The 15,394-nt window shown below is 75.2% G+C and carries 15 protein-coding genes; 6 read left to right on the top strand and 9 right to left on the bottom strand.

Annotated features, from left to right (window positions below):
* Nucleotides 1-72: 72 nt before the first annotated feature.
* Nucleotides 73-2,370: an FUSC family protein gene (locus ACGFXC_RS06090; RefSeq protein WP_393709974.1), complete on the top strand. Its 2,298-nt coding sequence runs from the start codon at nt 73-75 to the stop codon at nt 2,368-2,370.
* Here the strand turns inward: ACGFXC_RS06090 and ACGFXC_RS06085 are convergent.
* The 3 genes from ACGFXC_RS06085 to ACGFXC_RS06075 all read right to left on the bottom strand — a co-directional run bounded on the left by ACGFXC_RS06085 (nt 2,342) and on the right by ACGFXC_RS06075 (nt 4,546).
* Nucleotides 2,342-3,217 (bottom strand): D-hexose-6-phosphate mutarotase, encoded by an 876-nt coding sequence (locus ACGFXC_RS06085; protein WP_393709973.1) that lies wholly within the window; start codon nt 3,215-3,217, stop codon nt 2,342-2,344. The two genes, ACGFXC_RS06090 and ACGFXC_RS06085, sit on opposite strands and share 29 nt — an antisense overlap.
* An 81-nt stretch (nt 3,218-3,298) precedes the next feature.
* Nucleotides 3,299-3,532, bottom strand: coding sequence for a hypothetical protein (locus ACGFXC_RS06080; protein WP_393709972.1), 234 nt, complete (start codon nt 3,530-3,532; stop codon nt 3,299-3,301).
* A gap of 117 nt (nt 3,533-3,649) precedes the next feature.
* Entirely contained in the window at nt 3,650-4,546 is an 897-nt protein-coding gene (locus ACGFXC_RS06075; RefSeq protein WP_393709971.1) for a hypothetical protein, read from the bottom strand.
* Nucleotides 4,547-4,913: 367 nt separating this feature from the next.
* Here ACGFXC_RS06075 and ACGFXC_RS06070 point away from each other — a divergent pair, with 367 nt between their 5' ends.
* Together ACGFXC_RS06070 and ACGFXC_RS06065 are read left to right on the top strand one after the other, a co-directional pair.
* A complete protein-coding gene (locus ACGFXC_RS06070) occupies nt 4,914-6,080 on the top strand; it encodes an ATP-binding protein (RefSeq protein ID WP_393709970.1) in 1,167 nt (388 codons plus the stop codon).
* Entirely contained in the window at nt 6,077-6,703 is a 627-nt protein-coding gene (locus tag ACGFXC_RS06065) for a response regulator (RefSeq protein WP_393709968.1), read from the top strand. The genes ACGFXC_RS06070 and ACGFXC_RS06065 overlap by 4 nt, the downstream gene beginning before the upstream one ends.
* Before the next feature lie 37 nt (nt 6,704-6,740).
* On the opposite strand, the gene ACGFXC_RS06060 is transcribed toward ACGFXC_RS06065, so the two are convergent.
* Complete coding sequence (locus tag ACGFXC_RS06060) at nt 6,741-7,211, bottom strand: MarR family winged helix-turn-helix transcriptional regulator (protein WP_393709966.1); 471 nt, start codon at nt 7,209-7,211, stop codon at nt 6,741-6,743.
* A gap of 101 nt (nt 7,212-7,312) precedes the next feature.
* Here ACGFXC_RS06060 and ACGFXC_RS06055 point away from each other — a divergent pair, with 101 nt between their 5' ends.
* The gene (locus tag ACGFXC_RS06055; RefSeq protein ID WP_393709964.1) at nt 7,313-8,167 is read left to right on the top strand and encodes an SDR family NAD(P)-dependent oxidoreductase; all 855 of its coding nucleotides are present in this window, start codon (nt 7,313-7,315) and stop codon (nt 8,165-8,167) included.
* Nucleotides 8,168-8,189: 22 nt separating this feature from the next.
* On the opposite strand, the gene ACGFXC_RS06050 is transcribed toward ACGFXC_RS06055, so the two are convergent.
* Entirely contained in the window at nt 8,190-8,966 is a 777-nt protein-coding gene (locus ACGFXC_RS06050) for a 3-hydroxybutyrate dehydrogenase (RefSeq protein WP_393709962.1), read from the bottom strand.
* 10 nt (nt 8,967-8,976) lie between these two features.
* On the bottom strand, nt 8,977-9,996 hold the full coding sequence (locus ACGFXC_RS06045; protein ID WP_393709960.1) for an AraC family transcriptional regulator: 1,020 nt from the start codon (nt 9,994-9,996) through the stop codon (nt 8,977-8,979).
* Nucleotides 9,997-10,097: 101 nt separating this feature from the next.
* On the opposite strand from ACGFXC_RS06045, the gene ACGFXC_RS06040 reads away from it, so the two are divergent.
* Nucleotides 10,098-11,015 carry an MBL fold metallo-hydrolase gene (locus ACGFXC_RS06040; RefSeq protein WP_393709958.1) on the top strand — a complete coding sequence of 306 codons (918 nt, stop codon included), beginning with the start codon at nt 10,098-10,100 and terminating at the stop codon, nt 11,013-11,015.
* Between the two features lie 75 nt (nt 11,016-11,090).
* Nucleotides 11,091-11,615, top strand: a complete 525-nt coding sequence (locus tag ACGFXC_RS06035; protein ID WP_393709956.1) for a GNAT family N-acetyltransferase — start codon at nt 11,091-11,093, stop codon at nt 11,613-11,615.
* On the opposite strand, the gene rox is transcribed toward ACGFXC_RS06035, so the two are convergent.
* From rox to ACGFXC_RS06020, 3 genes are all read right to left on the bottom strand, one after another.
* Nucleotides 11,605-13,053: a rifampin monooxygenase gene (gene rox, locus ACGFXC_RS06030; protein ID WP_393709955.1), complete on the bottom strand. Its 1,449-nt coding sequence runs from the start codon at nt 13,051-13,053 to the stop codon at nt 11,605-11,607. The two genes, ACGFXC_RS06035 and rox, sit on opposite strands and share 11 nt — an antisense overlap.
* 151 nt (nt 13,054-13,204) lie before the next feature.
* Nucleotides 13,205-13,867 carry a hypothetical protein gene (locus ACGFXC_RS06025; RefSeq protein WP_393709953.1) on the bottom strand — a complete coding sequence of 221 codons (663 nt, stop codon included), beginning with the start codon at nt 13,865-13,867 and terminating at the stop codon, nt 13,205-13,207.
* Between the two features lie 115 nt (nt 13,868-13,982).
* Nucleotides 13,983-15,236, bottom strand: a complete 1,254-nt coding sequence (locus ACGFXC_RS06020; protein ID WP_393710907.1) for a serine hydrolase domain-containing protein — start codon at nt 15,234-15,236, stop codon at nt 13,983-13,985.
* Nucleotides 15,237-15,394: the final 158 nt, after the last annotated feature.

Genomic DNA, 15,394 nt, shown 5'->3' with positions numbered 1-15,394 from the left:
CCGTCCGGGGCCCGCGGTGGGACCCTGTTACCGAGACCGCGGGGAGCCAGGAGCGCGTCGGGCGGAGTCGCGATGGGAACACGGACGCACGACGGCCGGGACGCCGGACACGGTGACGGCCACGGCCAGGGCGACGACGGTCAGGGCAGCGACCGCACGGCCGGGGCCACCGGGCAGCCGGCGCCGGAGGGCGCCACCGCCCCGGCGCGGGTCCTGGACCGGCTGCGCCACGGCACCGATCCGCTGGCCGGCGCGGCCCGCCGGGCCGTCCGCGTCACCCTCGCCGTCTGCGTCGGCTTCTACGTGTTCCGCTACGCCCTGGACCGCCCGGTCGGCGCCACGTACGCCCTGTTCTCCGCGGTGTCCGTGGCCGCCCTGGCCCACATCCCCGGCACCGGCCGGCAGCGGGCCGCCGTGATGGCCCGGCTGCTGCCCATGGCCTGCGCCCTGGTCACCATCGGCACCTTCCTCGCCGTCCGCACCTGGAGCGCCGTCGCCGGAACCCTGGTCATCGGCTTCTGCCTGGCCTTCATCGCCGCCGCCGGACCACGCCCCGCCGGCGCGTCCCCCGGACTCCAGCTGCTCTACATCCTGCCCTGCTTCCCCCCGTACGCCCCCGACACCCTCGGTGAACGGCTGACCGGCACCGTCGTGGGCGTGGTGCTGGTCGTGCTGGCCGAGGCGTACGTACTGCCCGACCCGGCCGTGCCCGGCTACCGGGAGCGGGCCGCGGCCGCCGTCCGCACCGCGGCCCGCTGCGCCGGCGCCCTGCGCGCGGCGCCGCACGTCCTGCCCCCGGACGTCGTCCGGCAGGCGCTCGCCGCGGGGGAGGCCGTACGCCCCTCCCGCGTCCCCGAGGCCGAGCGCCCGGCCGGGCCCGAGCTGCGCGAGCGCGCGCTGGCGCACACCGGGCTGGCCGTCCGCACCCTGCTGGCCCGCCTGCGGGCCCTGCCCGCCCCGGGCCCCGGCAGCCCGCCCGGTCCCGGCGGACCGGCGCTGCTCGGCGCCGTGGAGGACTCCGCCCGGGAGACCGCCGCCCTCCTCGTCCCGCCCGACGGTCCCGCCCCCGCCCCCGAGGACGCGGCCGCCGTGGCACTGGGCACGGCCCGTGCCCGGGCCGCGGCCGTGCAGCCCCCCGCCCCCGCCGACCGCATGCGCCACGCCGCCCTGATCGAGATCGCCGACGCCGCCCTGGTCCTGGGCCGGGCGGCCCGGATCGCCGTACGGGGACGGGGGGCCGTGCCCGACTCCGACGAGGGCCGGTTCTGGTACGCCACCACGAGCTCCCCGCGGCTGTGGTGGATCCGCCTCGCCGGACACGCGGGCCCGCGGTCCGTCCACTTCCAGAACGCGGTACGGATCAGCCTGGCGCTGGCCGTGGCCCGCACCGTGGCCGGACTGGACACCCTGCCCCACGGCTTCTGGGCGATGCTCGCCGTCCTGTCGCTGACCCGCACCACCGCCGTCCAGACCCGGGCCACCGTCCGCACCGCCCTGATCGGGACCCTGGTGGGCGCCGTGGCCGCCGGGATCGTCCTCGCCCTCGCGGCCGGGGCGACGCTCCCGTGCGCGATCCTGATGCCGCCGCTGATGCTGGCCGCGTTCTGCATCGGCCCGGTGCGGGGCGTGGGCTGGACCCAGGCGCTGTTCACCCTGGTCGTCGCCGCGGCCTTCGCCCAGCTGGCCCCCGCGACGTGGCAGCTCGCCGAGGTCCGCTTCCTGGACGTGCTCATCGGCAGCGTCATCGGCATCACCTGCGGGCTGCTGGCCTGGCCGAAGGGCGCCCACGACGAACTCGGCCGCTCGGTCGCCCGGATGCTGAGGTCCGCCGCCGAGGAGGTCGCCGCCGTCACGCGCGCCGTGACGGCCGCCGGCGCGCCCCCGCCCGCCGCCGAGGCGGGCAAGGACGTCCAGCACGCGCTGCTGCTGGCCGAGACGGCGTACGCCCAGTTCCAGGGCGAGGCCCAGCGCCCGCCCGGCCCCAGCCCCGACTGGCAGAGCGCGCTCATGGCCGGCCACCACGTGCTCTGGGGCGCCCGCCGGGTCCTGGACGCCGCCGCGGGCCCGCAGCCCGACGAGGCCGCCGGCCACCGCGTCCGGGCGTACGGTGCCTGGGTGGCGGAGGGCTTCGCGCGGGCGGCCGCCCGCTTCGACGTACCGAAGGGCGGCCACCGCGGCGCCCCGGCGGCCGCGGGCGGTGGCGGGCGCTCCGGCGGCGGCCCGCAGCCCTCGGACGCCGCCCGGGACGCGCCCCCGCTGTTCTTCACGGCCACGGCCTGGCTCGACTCGCTCACCACCGACCTCGGCCGGATGGCCGCCGCCCACGCCGTCGAGGACCGCTCTAACCCATTGGGGAGACGCTCAGGGTGACGCCGAGGCGGGCCGGCCGGCCCGGGGCGCTCTCCAGCGGGGTGCCGACGCGGCCGGTCTCCACGCACACGAAGCGCAGGTGGTCCTCGTCCGCCAGGTCGGCCATGCCCGCGGCCAGTTCGGCCCCGGGGTTCCACACCACGACGTCGCTCGCCTCCCGGTGCGCGAGCCGCACGATCCGGCCGAGGGTCTCGTCGCGGACCGCGCTGACCCCCTCGGGCGCCGTGTACACGCGCTCGATGTGGCCCGTCGGCGTCACCTCGCCCCCGGCGTCGTCGACGTTCACCGCGAGGAGGTTGTCGCGGTAGTGCCCGCCGAGCCCGGAGACCGTCGCCCCGCCCAGGGAGCCGACCGCCAGATAGGTGTGCAGGGCGGCCGTGCTGTCGTGCTCACCCGTCGTCTCGATGTCGATCGAGCAGGTCGCGCCGAGCGAGATCCGGGTGGTCAGGGTGAACTCGTGCGGCCACAGCGCGCGCGTGACGTCGGAGGCCTCCAGCCGCAGCACCAGGACGACGCCGGCCCCGGTCGTCTCGTGCGAGACCAGGTCCCAGTCGAGGACGCGGGCGAAACCGTGCGAGGGCTTGGCGACCGTGCCGAACCACGGCCAGCACAAGGGCACACCACCGCGAATGGCCGTGCCCGCGGTCCACGCGTTCCGCTCGCCCAGCCACAGCCCGGGCGCACCGTCCGCCGGCTGCCAGGCCAGCAGCTGTCCGCCCTGGAGGCTGACCGCGCCGCGGACCCGCGGGTGGTCGACGACCAGGACCGGGACCTCGCCGATCAGACGCCGGGTGAGGGACGGCGACAGCCGGTCGATGACGGGCAGGGCGAAGAGGGTGTCGTTCATGGGCCCGACTCTTCTCAATCCGTACAAGAGAGTCAAGCCGGGCCCCCGGGCGGGAGGCCGGCCCGGCTTCGCGCGCCGCGCTCAGAGGATGTACACGCGCTCCAGGTTGCCCTCGGTGTCACGGATCATCAGGTCGTGTCCCTTGGCGCGCTCGCTCTCCACGAGCCCGAGCAGCAGGATCGCCCGGTTGATGACGTCGGACTTGCTGACGCCGGAGGCCGCCGTCAGTTCGGCGACGGCGGTGACGCACGGCGGCGCCAGCGTGACGGACATGCGGGTGCTGTCCGGGTGCGGGGGAAGGGCGTCCGTGTCCATGGTGGTGCCTCTCGGCTCGGGGATCGGGTGCACCGGAAGTACACCGGAACCGCACCGCCTCCGCCACCGGTTTTCCGTGCCCGGTTTCCCGCCCCGCTCTTGCCGTCCGCGCCCCCTTCAGCGGGACTGACGGCCGCCCAGCGCCATGCGGTTCCAGGTGTGGCGCCGTCCCCGGATCGCCACCGAGTACGCGTACAGCAGCTCGGGATCGCACATGCCCGGGATGTAGGAGTCCCCGAAGTGGTGCGCGTCGAAGCCGGCCTCCTTGGCGTTCAGCGCCAACTGGGGCACGACGTCGGCGTGCGAGCCCTCCTGGCTGGTGCCGATCGCGCCCATCACGACCGCGCCGGCGTCCTGTACGGCGGCCACCGCCTCGGCGGCGAGCTCGCGGGTCACCCCGGGCAGGGTGCCGGGCAGCGGCATGACCACGCCGTCGGCGCCCGCCTCGACCAGGGCCGTGAGCCGGCCGGTCGTGACGCGTTCGGGGTGCCCGGCGTGGTGCATCTTGCCCGACCAGATCGCGGCGTCGTCCCCGAGCCCGGCGCGCAGTTCCTCGGTGACCCGCGCCATGGCGGCGTACGACCCGCCGGTACCGGGGTTGGCCGTCACGCACAGCAGGGCCGCGCCCAGGTCCACCAGCCGCTTGGCGGTGTCGGGGCGGGCCCGCCGGATCTCCGGCACGTCACCGGGTTCGAGGTTGACCCCGACCGGGCGGCCGATGACCCGGGCCAGCTCGGTGAAGGAGGCGAACTCGCCCAGCTCCGGCAGCCGCAGGCGTTCGCCGTCCCAGGCCCGTTCGATCAGGTTGAGGATCACGATGTCCGCGCCGAAGGCGGCCACCAGCTCGGCGTTGTGCACCCCGGAGCCGGGGGCGGGCGACAGCGCGGCGCGTTCCGCGAAGACTTCGGCGACCATGGTCCGCCCTTCGGCGGCAGCCACGGCCCGGGTGAGGGAACGGCCGCTGAGGGCGGCGAGCCGGTCGCGGTCGAGATCGAGGATGCGCTGCTGTGTCATGCGCCCCAGGCTAGGCACGGCCCCCGTGCCGCGGCCCGTGCCGTTGGCCGTCGGGCGGCCGGGCCCAAGGTCCCCCGGGCACGGGACTTCGTGACCGCGTGACCGGCCCGTCCCCGTGCGGCCGGGGCGGGTGCCGGCCAGGCGGGTGCGGTACGGCGGCCGGCACGGCGGGTCCTGAAGTCCGCCGTGCCGGGTGCCGTGTGCCACGGGCGGCGCCGGCCTCTTCGCAGGACCCCCGTCGGGTCCGGGCCGGTTCGAGCCACGATTCCTCCTGGCTCACGACCGCCTTGACGGGATGAACCTAGCGAGATCCACTGAATACCCGGTACCCGCCCGTTCTGGCGGGTGTTCACTGCGGAGGCTGTGGGTGAGTGCGGGCTCGGGACGTCAGCGCGCCCAGCGGTTCATGGTCCTGGCCACCGGCCTCTACCGGGCCAGCCACCTGAGCGCCGGGACGTTCGCCGTGGCCCGGCACTCGCCGGGCAGCCCCGCCGCCTGGGGGATCCTCGCGACGGCCTTCGCGGTCAGTCTCACCCTCTACGGCACGGCCCGCGCGCGCGGTTGGTTCAGCCGCCGGTGGGTCTGGTGCGACGTCCTCGTGACGGGCTGCCTCCTGCCCGGCTCCGCCCTGTGGGTCCTCGGCGGCCCGGCGGTCTCCCAGGGCGGCTGGCTGATGCTGCTCGGCGGCTCGGCGAGCGCCGCCGCCGCGGTGGGGCTGGGTCCGCGCGGGGCCGCCGCGTCGGTGACCCTGCTGCTCGCCACCTCCGTCGCGCTGCACCTGCCGGTGGCGGACTCCGGGTCGGCCGAACTGGCCGGCCACCTCAACGCGGTGCTCTCCTCGGCCGTGATGGCCTGGACGTTCTGGTGGTACCTGCGCCGCCAGGGCGCCCTGCTGGACGCCGCCCAGCGCCGGGCGGTCACCGCCGAGGCCGAACGGGCCCGCCAGGCCGAGCGGGCGGCCCATCACGCGGCCCTGCACGACACCGTCCTGGCGACCCTGACCACCATCGCCGCCGGACGGGTCGACGCCAACGCGGCCGCGGTGCGCGAGCGCTGTGCCCGTGAGGCCGCCTACCTGCGCGGGCTCGTCCGCCAGGAGCAGGAGGACGCCGCGGCGCGCCGCCCCGGCGCGGCGGCGCCCGGCGCGACGGCCATGGGGACCGTTCTGGAGGGGGCCGTGCGCTCCGCCGAGAGCCTGGGCCTGAGGGTCACCGCCCAGTACCACGCCCTGCCCGCGGTGCCCCGGGACGTGGCCGACGCCCTGGCGGCCGCCGTCGGGGAGGCGCTGAACAACGTACGCGCCCACGCCGGGACGGGAGCCGCCTTCCTGACCGCCGTCGGCACCGGCGGCGGGGGCCTGGTGGTCACGGTGGTGGACCGGGGCGCCGGGTTCGACCCCGCCCGGGCGGCGGGGACCGCCGGGACGGGGCTGCGCCGCTCGGTCCGCGCCCGGACGGCCGGGATCGGCGCGGCGGCCGAGGTGGAGAGCGTCCCCGGCGAGGGCACCCGCGTCGCACTGCGCTGGCCGGCGTGATCACCGTGGCGGCGGTCGACGACGACCGGATGCTGCTGGACGGGATGCGCTCCTGGCTGGCCGGGGTCGAGCGGCTGCGGCTGGTCGCGGCGGTGGCCACGGTGGACGCGCTGCTCGCCCTCCCCGCCGGCCCGCCCGACGTGGTGCTCCTCGACCTGCTGCTGCGCGACGCCTCCGAACCGGAGGAGAACGTGCGCCGGCTGCGGGCTGCGGGCAGCCGGGTGCTGGTGATCAGTACGGTGGCCGACCGCGACCGGATCGTGGCGGCCGTGGCGGCCGGCGCGGACGGCTACCTGACCAAGGACCAGGACCTGGACACCCTCGTCGCCGCCATCGCGACGGTGGCCGCGGGCGGCACGGCGCACTCGCCGGAACTGGCCTTCGCCTGGGCGTGCGACACCGCCCGGGACCGGCCGCGGCTGGCGCCCCGGGAGCGGCAGGTGCTCCTCGACTACGCCTCCGGGCTGACGCTCAAGGCGGTCGCGCGGCGGGCCCGCATCAGCCCCCACACCGCGAAGTACTACCTCGACCAGGTGAAGGAGAAGTACCGGCGGGCGGGCCGGCCCTCCTACACCAAGAGCGACCTGGCCCGCCGGGTGCGCGAGGACGGCCTGGACCGCTGAGCGGGCCCCGCCCCGGGGCCCCTTACCGGGGCGCCCGTTACCGGGGTCCGTTCCCGCCCTTGTGCTTGAGCTTGGCCCAGACCGTCTCCAGCGCCCTGATGTCCTCGTCGTCGAGCCGCTCGTCGAAGGCCTCCCGCAGGGCCTCCCGGCGGGTGGCGTCGGCCCGCGCGAAGGCCGTACGGCCCGCCGGGGTGAGGGCCACGCACACGGACCGCGCGTCCGTGGGGGAGGGGAGGCGTTCCACCAGACCCCTGGCCTGGAGCTGGTCGATCACCCGGGAGACCTGGCTGCGGCTGAGCAGCGTCTTGGCCCCCAGATCGGAGGCGGCGACCGGTTCGCGCTGGACGCTGAGCCACAGCATCACCTCGAACCAGGAGAGCGGCAGCCCGTGCGCCCGGGTCAGGGCCTGGTCGATGCGGGCGGAGAGCGTGGTGCCCGCCCAGATCAGGCCGTAGAAGGCATGATCGCGAGGGGTCAGTTCACCCAGGGTGAGGTCGGTACGAGCCATGGGGCGAGCCTACCCGTTTGCGTGTGCGCGCACATATCTCTATGGTGTGTGTGCACGCACATAAATCACGGCGTGCGCGTTCCCCACCCCTGGAGACCCTCATGAGCACCACGCACACCCCCCGGACGGTCCTCGTCACCGGTACCTCCTCCGGCATCGGTCTCGCCGCCGCCGTGGCCGCCGCGACCGCCGGCTGGCAGGTGATCGCCACCATGCGCGACACCGGCAAGGCCGGACCGCTGCGCGCGGCCGCCGCCGAGGCGGGGGTCGGGGACCTGATCGCCGTCGAGCGCCTGGACGTCACCGACGCCGCCTCCGTCGACACCTGCCTGACGGAGCTGCTCGCCCGGTACGGCCGCCTCGACGCGGTCGTCAACAACGCGGGCGCGGGCCGGGTCGGCACCATCGAACAGGGCACCGTCGAGGACGTCCGCGACACCATGGAGGTCAACTTCTTCGGCGTCGTCCAGGTCACCCGCGCAGCCCTGCCGCACCTGCGCGCCTCCCGGGGCCGCGTCATCACGGTCACCAGCGTCGGCGGCATCGTCGGCCAGCCCTTCAACGAGGCCTACTGCGCGGCCAAGTTCGCCGTCGAGGGCTTCATGGAGTCCCTCGCCCCGGTCGCCGCGACCGTCGGCGTCGGCGTCACCGTCGTCGAACCGGGAGCGGTCGCCAGCGAGTTCGTCAACAGCATCGGCGTGGACGTCCCGGCGATGCTGGCGGCGGCGGGACCCTACGCCCCGGCGCTGCGGACCTACATCGAGCGCACGACGAAGTCCTTCGCGCAGGCGCAGACCGCCGCCGAGGCGGCCCGGCCCATCATCGACGCGCTCAGCGCCGACCGGCCCCCGCTGCGGGTGCAGACCTCCGACTGGGCCCGGGACTTCGTCTCCACGAAGCTCTCCGACCTCGACGGATCCGCCGTCGGGAACCTCACCGCCGACTGGGTCCGCTGACCGGCCGTCCCGGCGGCCCGCCTCAGGCCGCGGTCCAGCCGCCGTCCATCGGCAGCGAGGCCCCGGTGACGTGCGCGGTGTGCGGCCCGCACAGCCACAGCACCACCGCGGCCACCTCCTCCGGCTCGATCAGCCGCTTGATCGCGGACCCGCGCAGCAGCACCTCGGCGACGACCCGCTCCGGCGGGATCCCGTGGGCCCGCGCCTGGTCCGCGATCTGCCGTTCCACCAGCGGGGTGCGCACGTAGCCGGGGTTCACGCAGTTGCTGGTCACGCCCCGCTCCGCCGCTTCCAGCGCGGTCACCTTGCTGAGCCCCTCCAGCGCGTGCTTGGCCGCGACGTAACCGGACTTGAAGGGGCTCGCCCGCAGTCCGTGCACGCTGGAGATGTTCACGACCCGGCCCCAGCCGCGCCCGTACATGTGCGGCAGCGTCCGGCGCAGCAGCAGGAACGGGGCGCTGACCATCAGCCGCAGCATGGCCTCGAACCGCTCCGGCGGGAACTCCTCCAGGGCGGCCACGTGCTGCATCCCCGCGTTGTTGACCAGCACGTCCACGGCGTCCGGCAGTCCCCCGACGGCGTCGGGGGAGGCGAGGTCGACGACGTGCGCCCGCCCCCCGACCAGCTCCGCCACCTCGGCGGCGGAGCGCGCGTCGACGTCCACGACGTGTACGAGGGCCCCCGCGGCGGCCAGGGCCACCGCGCAGGCCCGCCCGATGCCGCCACCGCCCCCGGTCACCAGGGCCACCCGCCCCGAGAGGTCGACTCCCGCGGCTCCGGCCGCCGTTCCACTTGTCATGGCCGGAACGCTAGAGTCCCGCGGCTCCGGTGCCGATGTGGGCCGTCGCCACAGTCCGCGCGGCGGACGTGGCGGCCACCGCCACCGCCCCCCGGGCGCGGTAGCGGCCCGGCGTCGTGCCGAACTCGCGGCTGAAGGCGTGCGAGAGGGCGTACGGGGTGCCGTACCCGACCCGGCGCGCGACGGCCGCCAGCGGATCCCCGGTGTCCCGCAGCAGCTTCGCGGCGAGGTTCAGCCGCCACCAGGTGAGGTACGCCATCGGCGGCCGGCCCACCAGGGAGGTGAAGCGCCGGGCCAGCGTGGGCCGGGACACCCCCGCCTCGGCGGCCAGCCGCTCGATCGTCCACGCCGCGGCCGGGTCCGAGTGCAGCGCCCGCAGCGCGGCGGCCGTCACCGGGTCCCCCAGGACGGCCGGCCAGGTCCCCGGAGTGCCCTCGGCCAGCACCCAGGAGCGGATCATGTAGACGAGCAGCAGGTCGAGCAGGCTGGGGACCGCCACGCAGGCGCCGGGCCGCCGTTCGTCCAGCTCGCGCCCCAGCAGGTCGATGGCCGCCCGCAGCTCCGGATGGCTGCCGATCCGGTGGGGGAGATGGACGACCTGGGGCAGTTCGGCCATCAGCGGATGGGAGCGGCTGCGGTCGAGCCGGTACTTGCCGCACAGCATCTCCACCGCACCGGCCGTGCCCGCATCCGGCCCCGCATCCGGCCCCGCATCCGTGCCGAGCTCGCGCCCGCGCCGGCGCGCGACGAGCTCCTCGAAGGGCACCGCCCGCGCCAGGGCCTCCGCCCCGACGGGACCGTCCGCGATCACGTGCCCCGCCCCGTGCGGCAGCAGTACGGCGTCACCCGCGCCCAGCGCGACCGGCTCGCCGCCGTCGGGCAGCAGCCGGCAGTTCCCCTCCAGCACCACGTGGAACCCCGCGCCCTCGTACGGCGCGAAGCGCGCGCACCACGCGCCGGACACCCGCACCCGGTCGGAGGAGGGCCGTCCGATGCGTACGGCCGAGATCGCGTCGCTCACCACGTCCATTCGCCCAGGCTACCCACAGCCGTCAGCGGTGAGCGGCATACGTATCGCAGTGAGCAGATCACGCATTGAGCGGCTCATCCGGACCTGCCTAAAGTCGGATCATGGAGAACGAGAGCAAGTCCAGCATGGTGTTCGGAGACGTCGAGGTCATCCGGGTCGTGGAATGGCAGGGGCCGCTGGGGCCCGCGCAGGGGCTCGTCCCCGGCGCGCAGGAGCGGGTGTGGCGGGACAACGAGGACTGGCTGGCCCCGGACCACTGGCAGCCGTCGGACGGGCACGCGCGGATGGCCCTGCAGACCTGGGTGCTGCGCAGCGCGGGCCGGACCGTGCTCGTCGACACCGGGGTGGGCAACGGGCGCGAACGGCCCGGCTCGCCGCGCTTCCACCACTGGCAGGGCGACTTCCTCGGCGCCCTCGCCCGGGCGGGCGTCCGCCCCGAGGACGTCGACGTCGTCGTCAACACCCACCTGCACGTCGACCACGTCGGCTGGAACACCCGCGACGAGGCGGGGGAGTGGGCGACGACCTTCCCCCGGGCCACGTACCTGCTGCCCGCCGCCGACGACTTCCACTACGGCCCCCGGGGGGACTACGGCGGCAACGCCCGCGTCGACGACCGGCTGATGTACGAGGACAGCGTCGCGCCCGTCCACCGGGCCGGACAGGCCGTCCTGTGGGACGGGACGCACCGCATCGACGAGAACCTCACCCTCGAATCCGCCCCCGGCCACACCCCCGGTTCCTCCGTGCTGCGGCTGTCCTCGGGCGGCGAGCGGGCCGTCTTCGTCGGCGACATCCTGCACAGCCCGGTGCAGATCCTCGACCCGGCCCACAACAGCTGCTTCTGCGCGGACCCGGCCGGCGCCGCGGCCACCCGCCGCCGGATCCTCGCCCGCGCCGCGGACGAACGCGAGCTCGTCGTGCCCGCCCACTTCGCCGGCCCGGGCGCCGTCGAGGTCCGCGCGGCGGGCGACGGCTTCGCCCTGAGCCGCTGGGCGGCGTACGGACCGGGCCGCTGACCGGACGCCCCGGACCTGGGGAGGCGCCCCGGACGGATTGCGCCGTCGGATCATCCGACTGTTACCGTCCGGGGCATGCCCGAGCTCATCGCCCCCACCCCCCGCCTCCACGCCTCCTGGCTCGCCGCGCAGCGGGAATGGGGCCCCGAGGCCCACATGGACGGCGCCGGGCTCGGCCGCGAGGACGACGTGGACACCGCCGAGGGGTTCGCCGCCTGGACCCGGCGGCTGCACGGCTACGCGGACCGGACGCTGCCGGTGGAACAGGGCCGCGTCCACGCGAGCCACTGGTGGATCGCCGAGGGCGACACCTACCTCGGCGCCATCGACCTGCGGCACTACCTCAACGGCTTCCTCCTCGACGCCGCCGGGCACGTCGGCTACAGCGTCCGCCCCTCCGCCCGTGGCCGGGGCGTGGCCACCTGGGCACTGGGCGAGGTCCTGCACGAGGCCCGGATCCTGGGCATGGACCGGGTCCTGCTGACCTGCGACCCCGACAACGAAGCCTCCGTACGCACCATCGAGCGGTCCGGCGGGGTCCTGGAGGACGTCCGCGACACCCTCGTCGGCCCCAAGCGCCGCTACTGGATCACGCTCTGACGGCCGGGGCCGGCGCCGGGGCCCCGGCGCCGAACCACCGCTCCAGCGGAGCGAGCAGCTTCTCCTGATCCTCGCCGGCCCACGCCACGTGCCCGTCCGGCCGCAGCAGCACCGCCGGGGCGCCCGGGTCCCCGGCCACGTCGGTCACGTGGTCGACGCGGTCCTCCCAGCCCGCCACCGACAGCCGGCCGGTCCCGTCGAGCAGCAGGCCGCGGCCGCCGTGCATCCGCCCGTACAGCCGCCCCCGCTCCAGCTCCAGGTCCCGCATCCGCCCGCCCACCAGCGGGTCGCCGTCGCCGAGGTCGTAGCGGACCTCGACCGCGGTGATCATGCCGGTGACGTACCGGTTGACCTCCTCGAAGTCCATCAGCCGTGAGAACAGCGCGCGCAGCGCGGTCGGGCCGGCCCCGTTGCCCATCAGCGCGATCTGCGCGCGGGTGTTGTCCAGCACGGCGGCGCCCACCGGGTGCCGCTCGGCGTGGTACGAGTCCAGCAGCCCCTGAGGTGCCCGGCCGTCCACCGTCGCCGCCAGCTTCCAGCCAAGGTTGAAGGCGTCCTGCACGCCCAGGTTGAGGCCCTGGCCGCCGGTCGGCGGATGGATGTGCGCCGCGTCCCCGGCCAGCAGGACCCGGCCCACCCGGTACCGCTCGGCCTGCCGGGTGGCGTCGCCGAACCGGGACAGCCAGCGCGGCGAGTGCACGCCGAAGTCGGTGCCCGCGAAGGCCCGCAGCCGCTCCTTGAACTCGTCGAGCGTCGGCGCCGCACGGTCCTCGGACACGCCGTCGGCCGGCACGATGACGCGGTACATCCCCTCGCCCAGGGGAGCGGCGCCGAACCGCATCTGCCGCCGGGCGACCTCCGCGACGACCTCGGCGACCCTCTGCGGGTCCTCGGTCAGCTCCATCTGGCCGAGCAGCGTCTCGACCGTCGCGGGCTCGCCGGGGAAGCCGACGCCGAGCAGCTTGCGCACCGTACTGCGGCCGCCGTCGCACCCGACGAGGTAGCGGGCGCGCAGCCGGCTGCCGTCCGCGAGGCCGACGTCCACCCCGTCCTCGTCCTGGTCCAGCGCGACGACCTCGTGGCCGCGCCGGACCTCGGCGCCCAGTTCCAGCGCGCGTTCGCCCAGCAGCCGCTCCGTGACCGGCTGCGGTACGGCGAGCCCGTACGGGTGCGCCGTGTCCAGCAGCTCGGGCCAGGGCTTCGTGACGCCGCCGAACAGGCCGCCGACCCGGAACTTCTCGCCGGCCTCCAGGAACCGCTCCAGCAGGCCCCGCTGGTCCATGATCTCGACGCTGCGGGCGTGCAGGCCCTGCCCGCGGGACTCCTCGGTCGGCGCGGCGAGCCTCTCCAGCACGACGACCCGCACGCCGTGCAGCCGCAGCTCACTGGCCAGCATCAGGCCGGTCGGTCCACCACCGGCGATGATCACGTCAATCACGCATGTCCCATTTCCGCAGGTTCTTGGCTGAGGCCGTTGATTCTGCGGTACCCGGGGGGCCTTGCCGCAAGGCCCCCCGTGCGTTATAAGTTGAGAGTGGCGAGGAGTGCGAAACTCTTCGCCTTTCTCTTTGTGGGTCCCCTTCGGAGGGCTACGCCGCGGCCGGGCCCGCGAGGTCCAGGGCGCGGAGCATCGCCGGGAGGTCCCACGTGCCGCAGGTGCACGCGTCGGCCAGGGAGGCCAGGGTCTGCGGGCAGGGCCCGTGCCCGGATGCGGCGTCCAGGAGGTCCGCCACGGCGGGTCCGGGCTCCGGGGCGGCGGCGCAGGCACAGTCCTCGCCGGCTCCGTCGAGCAGTTCCCGCACCCGGTCGCGCTCCGTGAAGCGGCTCAGGCCGCAGTCCAGACCGTCGTCCGCCAGGGTCTGCGGGTAAGGGGCGCGCGCCCATGCGCCGTTCTCGTACCAGTAGACGCAGCCCAGCTCCCAGCCCTCCAGGAGCCCGCGCAGGGTCTCGTACGGCAGCCAGTCGGGTCCGCCCGCCAGCATGTCGATGCGCGGTTCGTGCCACTTGACGCCGCTCGACTCGTCCTCGCCGTAGAGCACGTACCGGCCCTCGCCCCGGCGGGCGAGGGTCCACCAGGTGCAGCCGCCGTCGTCGAGGTGCAGCGCGTCCGGGGTGATCCAGTGGCCGGTGCGGTGGACGCCCCGGCCCTCGGCCGCGGTGTCGGCCTCCAGTACGGCGACCAGGGCCCAGCGCGCCCAGAGCAGTTCGGCGGGCGGCAGGTCCCCGGGCAGGCCCGGGCGGTGGATGGTCATGTGCGGTTCCTCCGGGCGGGGCCGGTGGCCGTCGTGCCGGCCACCGGGGATCCGGTTGCTGTGGTCGGGTCGTGACGGGGCCGGGGCCGCCGCGTAGGGCGGCCCCGGCCGGGCGTCAGCGGGAGTTGCGCTCCGGCAGGTCCACGTCGGCCGGCAGGGTCGCCGAGAAGCCGCGCGCGGCCGGGGCCGCGGCCGCCGTCACCGGCTTCTTGCCGCAGAAGGCCGCTTCGAGGGTGCCGCCGAGGGCGGTGTTCGCCGCGCCCTTGTTCGAGGTGTTCGCCATCGCGGCCAGGCTGCGCTTGCCGTCGCGGGTGGAGAACGCGTACGTGTAGAAGCCCTGCACGGTGCCGGTGTGCCCGTACACGGAGGTGCCGCACGACAGGTCGTAGCGGCGCAGGCCCAGCCCGTAGAACCGCGTGTTGGTCGCGTCGGTCGGGGTCATGGTGAGCATCTGGTCCAGCATCTTCGCCGGCAGCAGCTTGCCGGTGACCAGCGCCGAGGTGAAGGTGTTGAGGTCGGCCGCGCTGGAGATCATCGCTCCGGCGGACTGGGCCCAGGACACCGTCTGTTCGGTGGAGTCGACCAGCGGCTCGCCCGCCAGGTCGGGGTGCAGGTAGCCGTTGGCGTGCAGCCCCTTGATCTTCGCGTCGGGGTGCACGTACGAGGTGTTGCGGAGCTTCAGCGGCTTGATGATGCGGCGCTCGTACTCCTTGACGACCGGGTTGCCGGTGGCCTTCTCGATGAGCATGCCGACGACCACGAAGTTGGTGTTCGAGTAGTTGTACGCGGCGCCGGGCTCCGAGGTGCGGGGCTCGTTCAGCGAGAGCTGCACCAGCTCCTGGTAGCCGAACACCTTGTTCCGTACGGCCTCGAAGCCGGGGACCGTGTCGTTGAACATGGCGTTGGTGTAGTCCGACAGCCCGCTGCGGTGCGTCATCAGGTGACGGACCGTGATGCGGTCGTCCGGCAGCAGGCCCGGCAGGTAGTGGTTGACCGGCTGGTCCAGCTCGATCTTCTTCTCGGCCACCAGCTGGAGCAGCACGACCGAGGAGAACGTCTTGGTGACGCTGCCGATCCGGAAGCGGGCGTCGGTGTCCATGGCGGCGCCGGTCACCTTGTCGCGGACGCCCTCCGTCTTCGTCTGGACCCCGCCGACGCCGCTGATGCGGGCCATCGCGCCGGGCGCACCGGCGGCGAGCGTGTTGCGCAGCGCCGCGTCCAGGGCCTCCATGTCGGGTGCGGGCAGGGCGGTCGCGGTTCCCCGCGCCCCCTCGGCGGTGGGGGCCGGGGCGGCCTGGGCCGCGGTGGCGGGCGCCACGCCGGCCACTACGGCCAGAAGGGCGGCACTGATGGCCAGACGGCGGTTCATGGGCACGAGCACGTTGATCCTCAAGTCTTCGGGTACTGGTCGGGGTACCCCACGGCCGTCGACTGGGCGCCGGAGCGGCGCAGTTGACGACCGGGTTGATCAAGAGCTTACGGACGCCAGGCGGAAGCTTGGCATCCGGTACCCAAAAGGGGCCGCAC

Origin of the sequence: Streptomyces sp. NPDC048507 (assembly GCF_043199995.1) — a bacterium.
Classification (GTDB): Bacteria; Actinomycetota; Actinomycetes; order Streptomycetales; family Streptomycetaceae; genus Streptomyces.
This window is presented reverse-complemented; position numbering and strand designations above follow the sequence as displayed.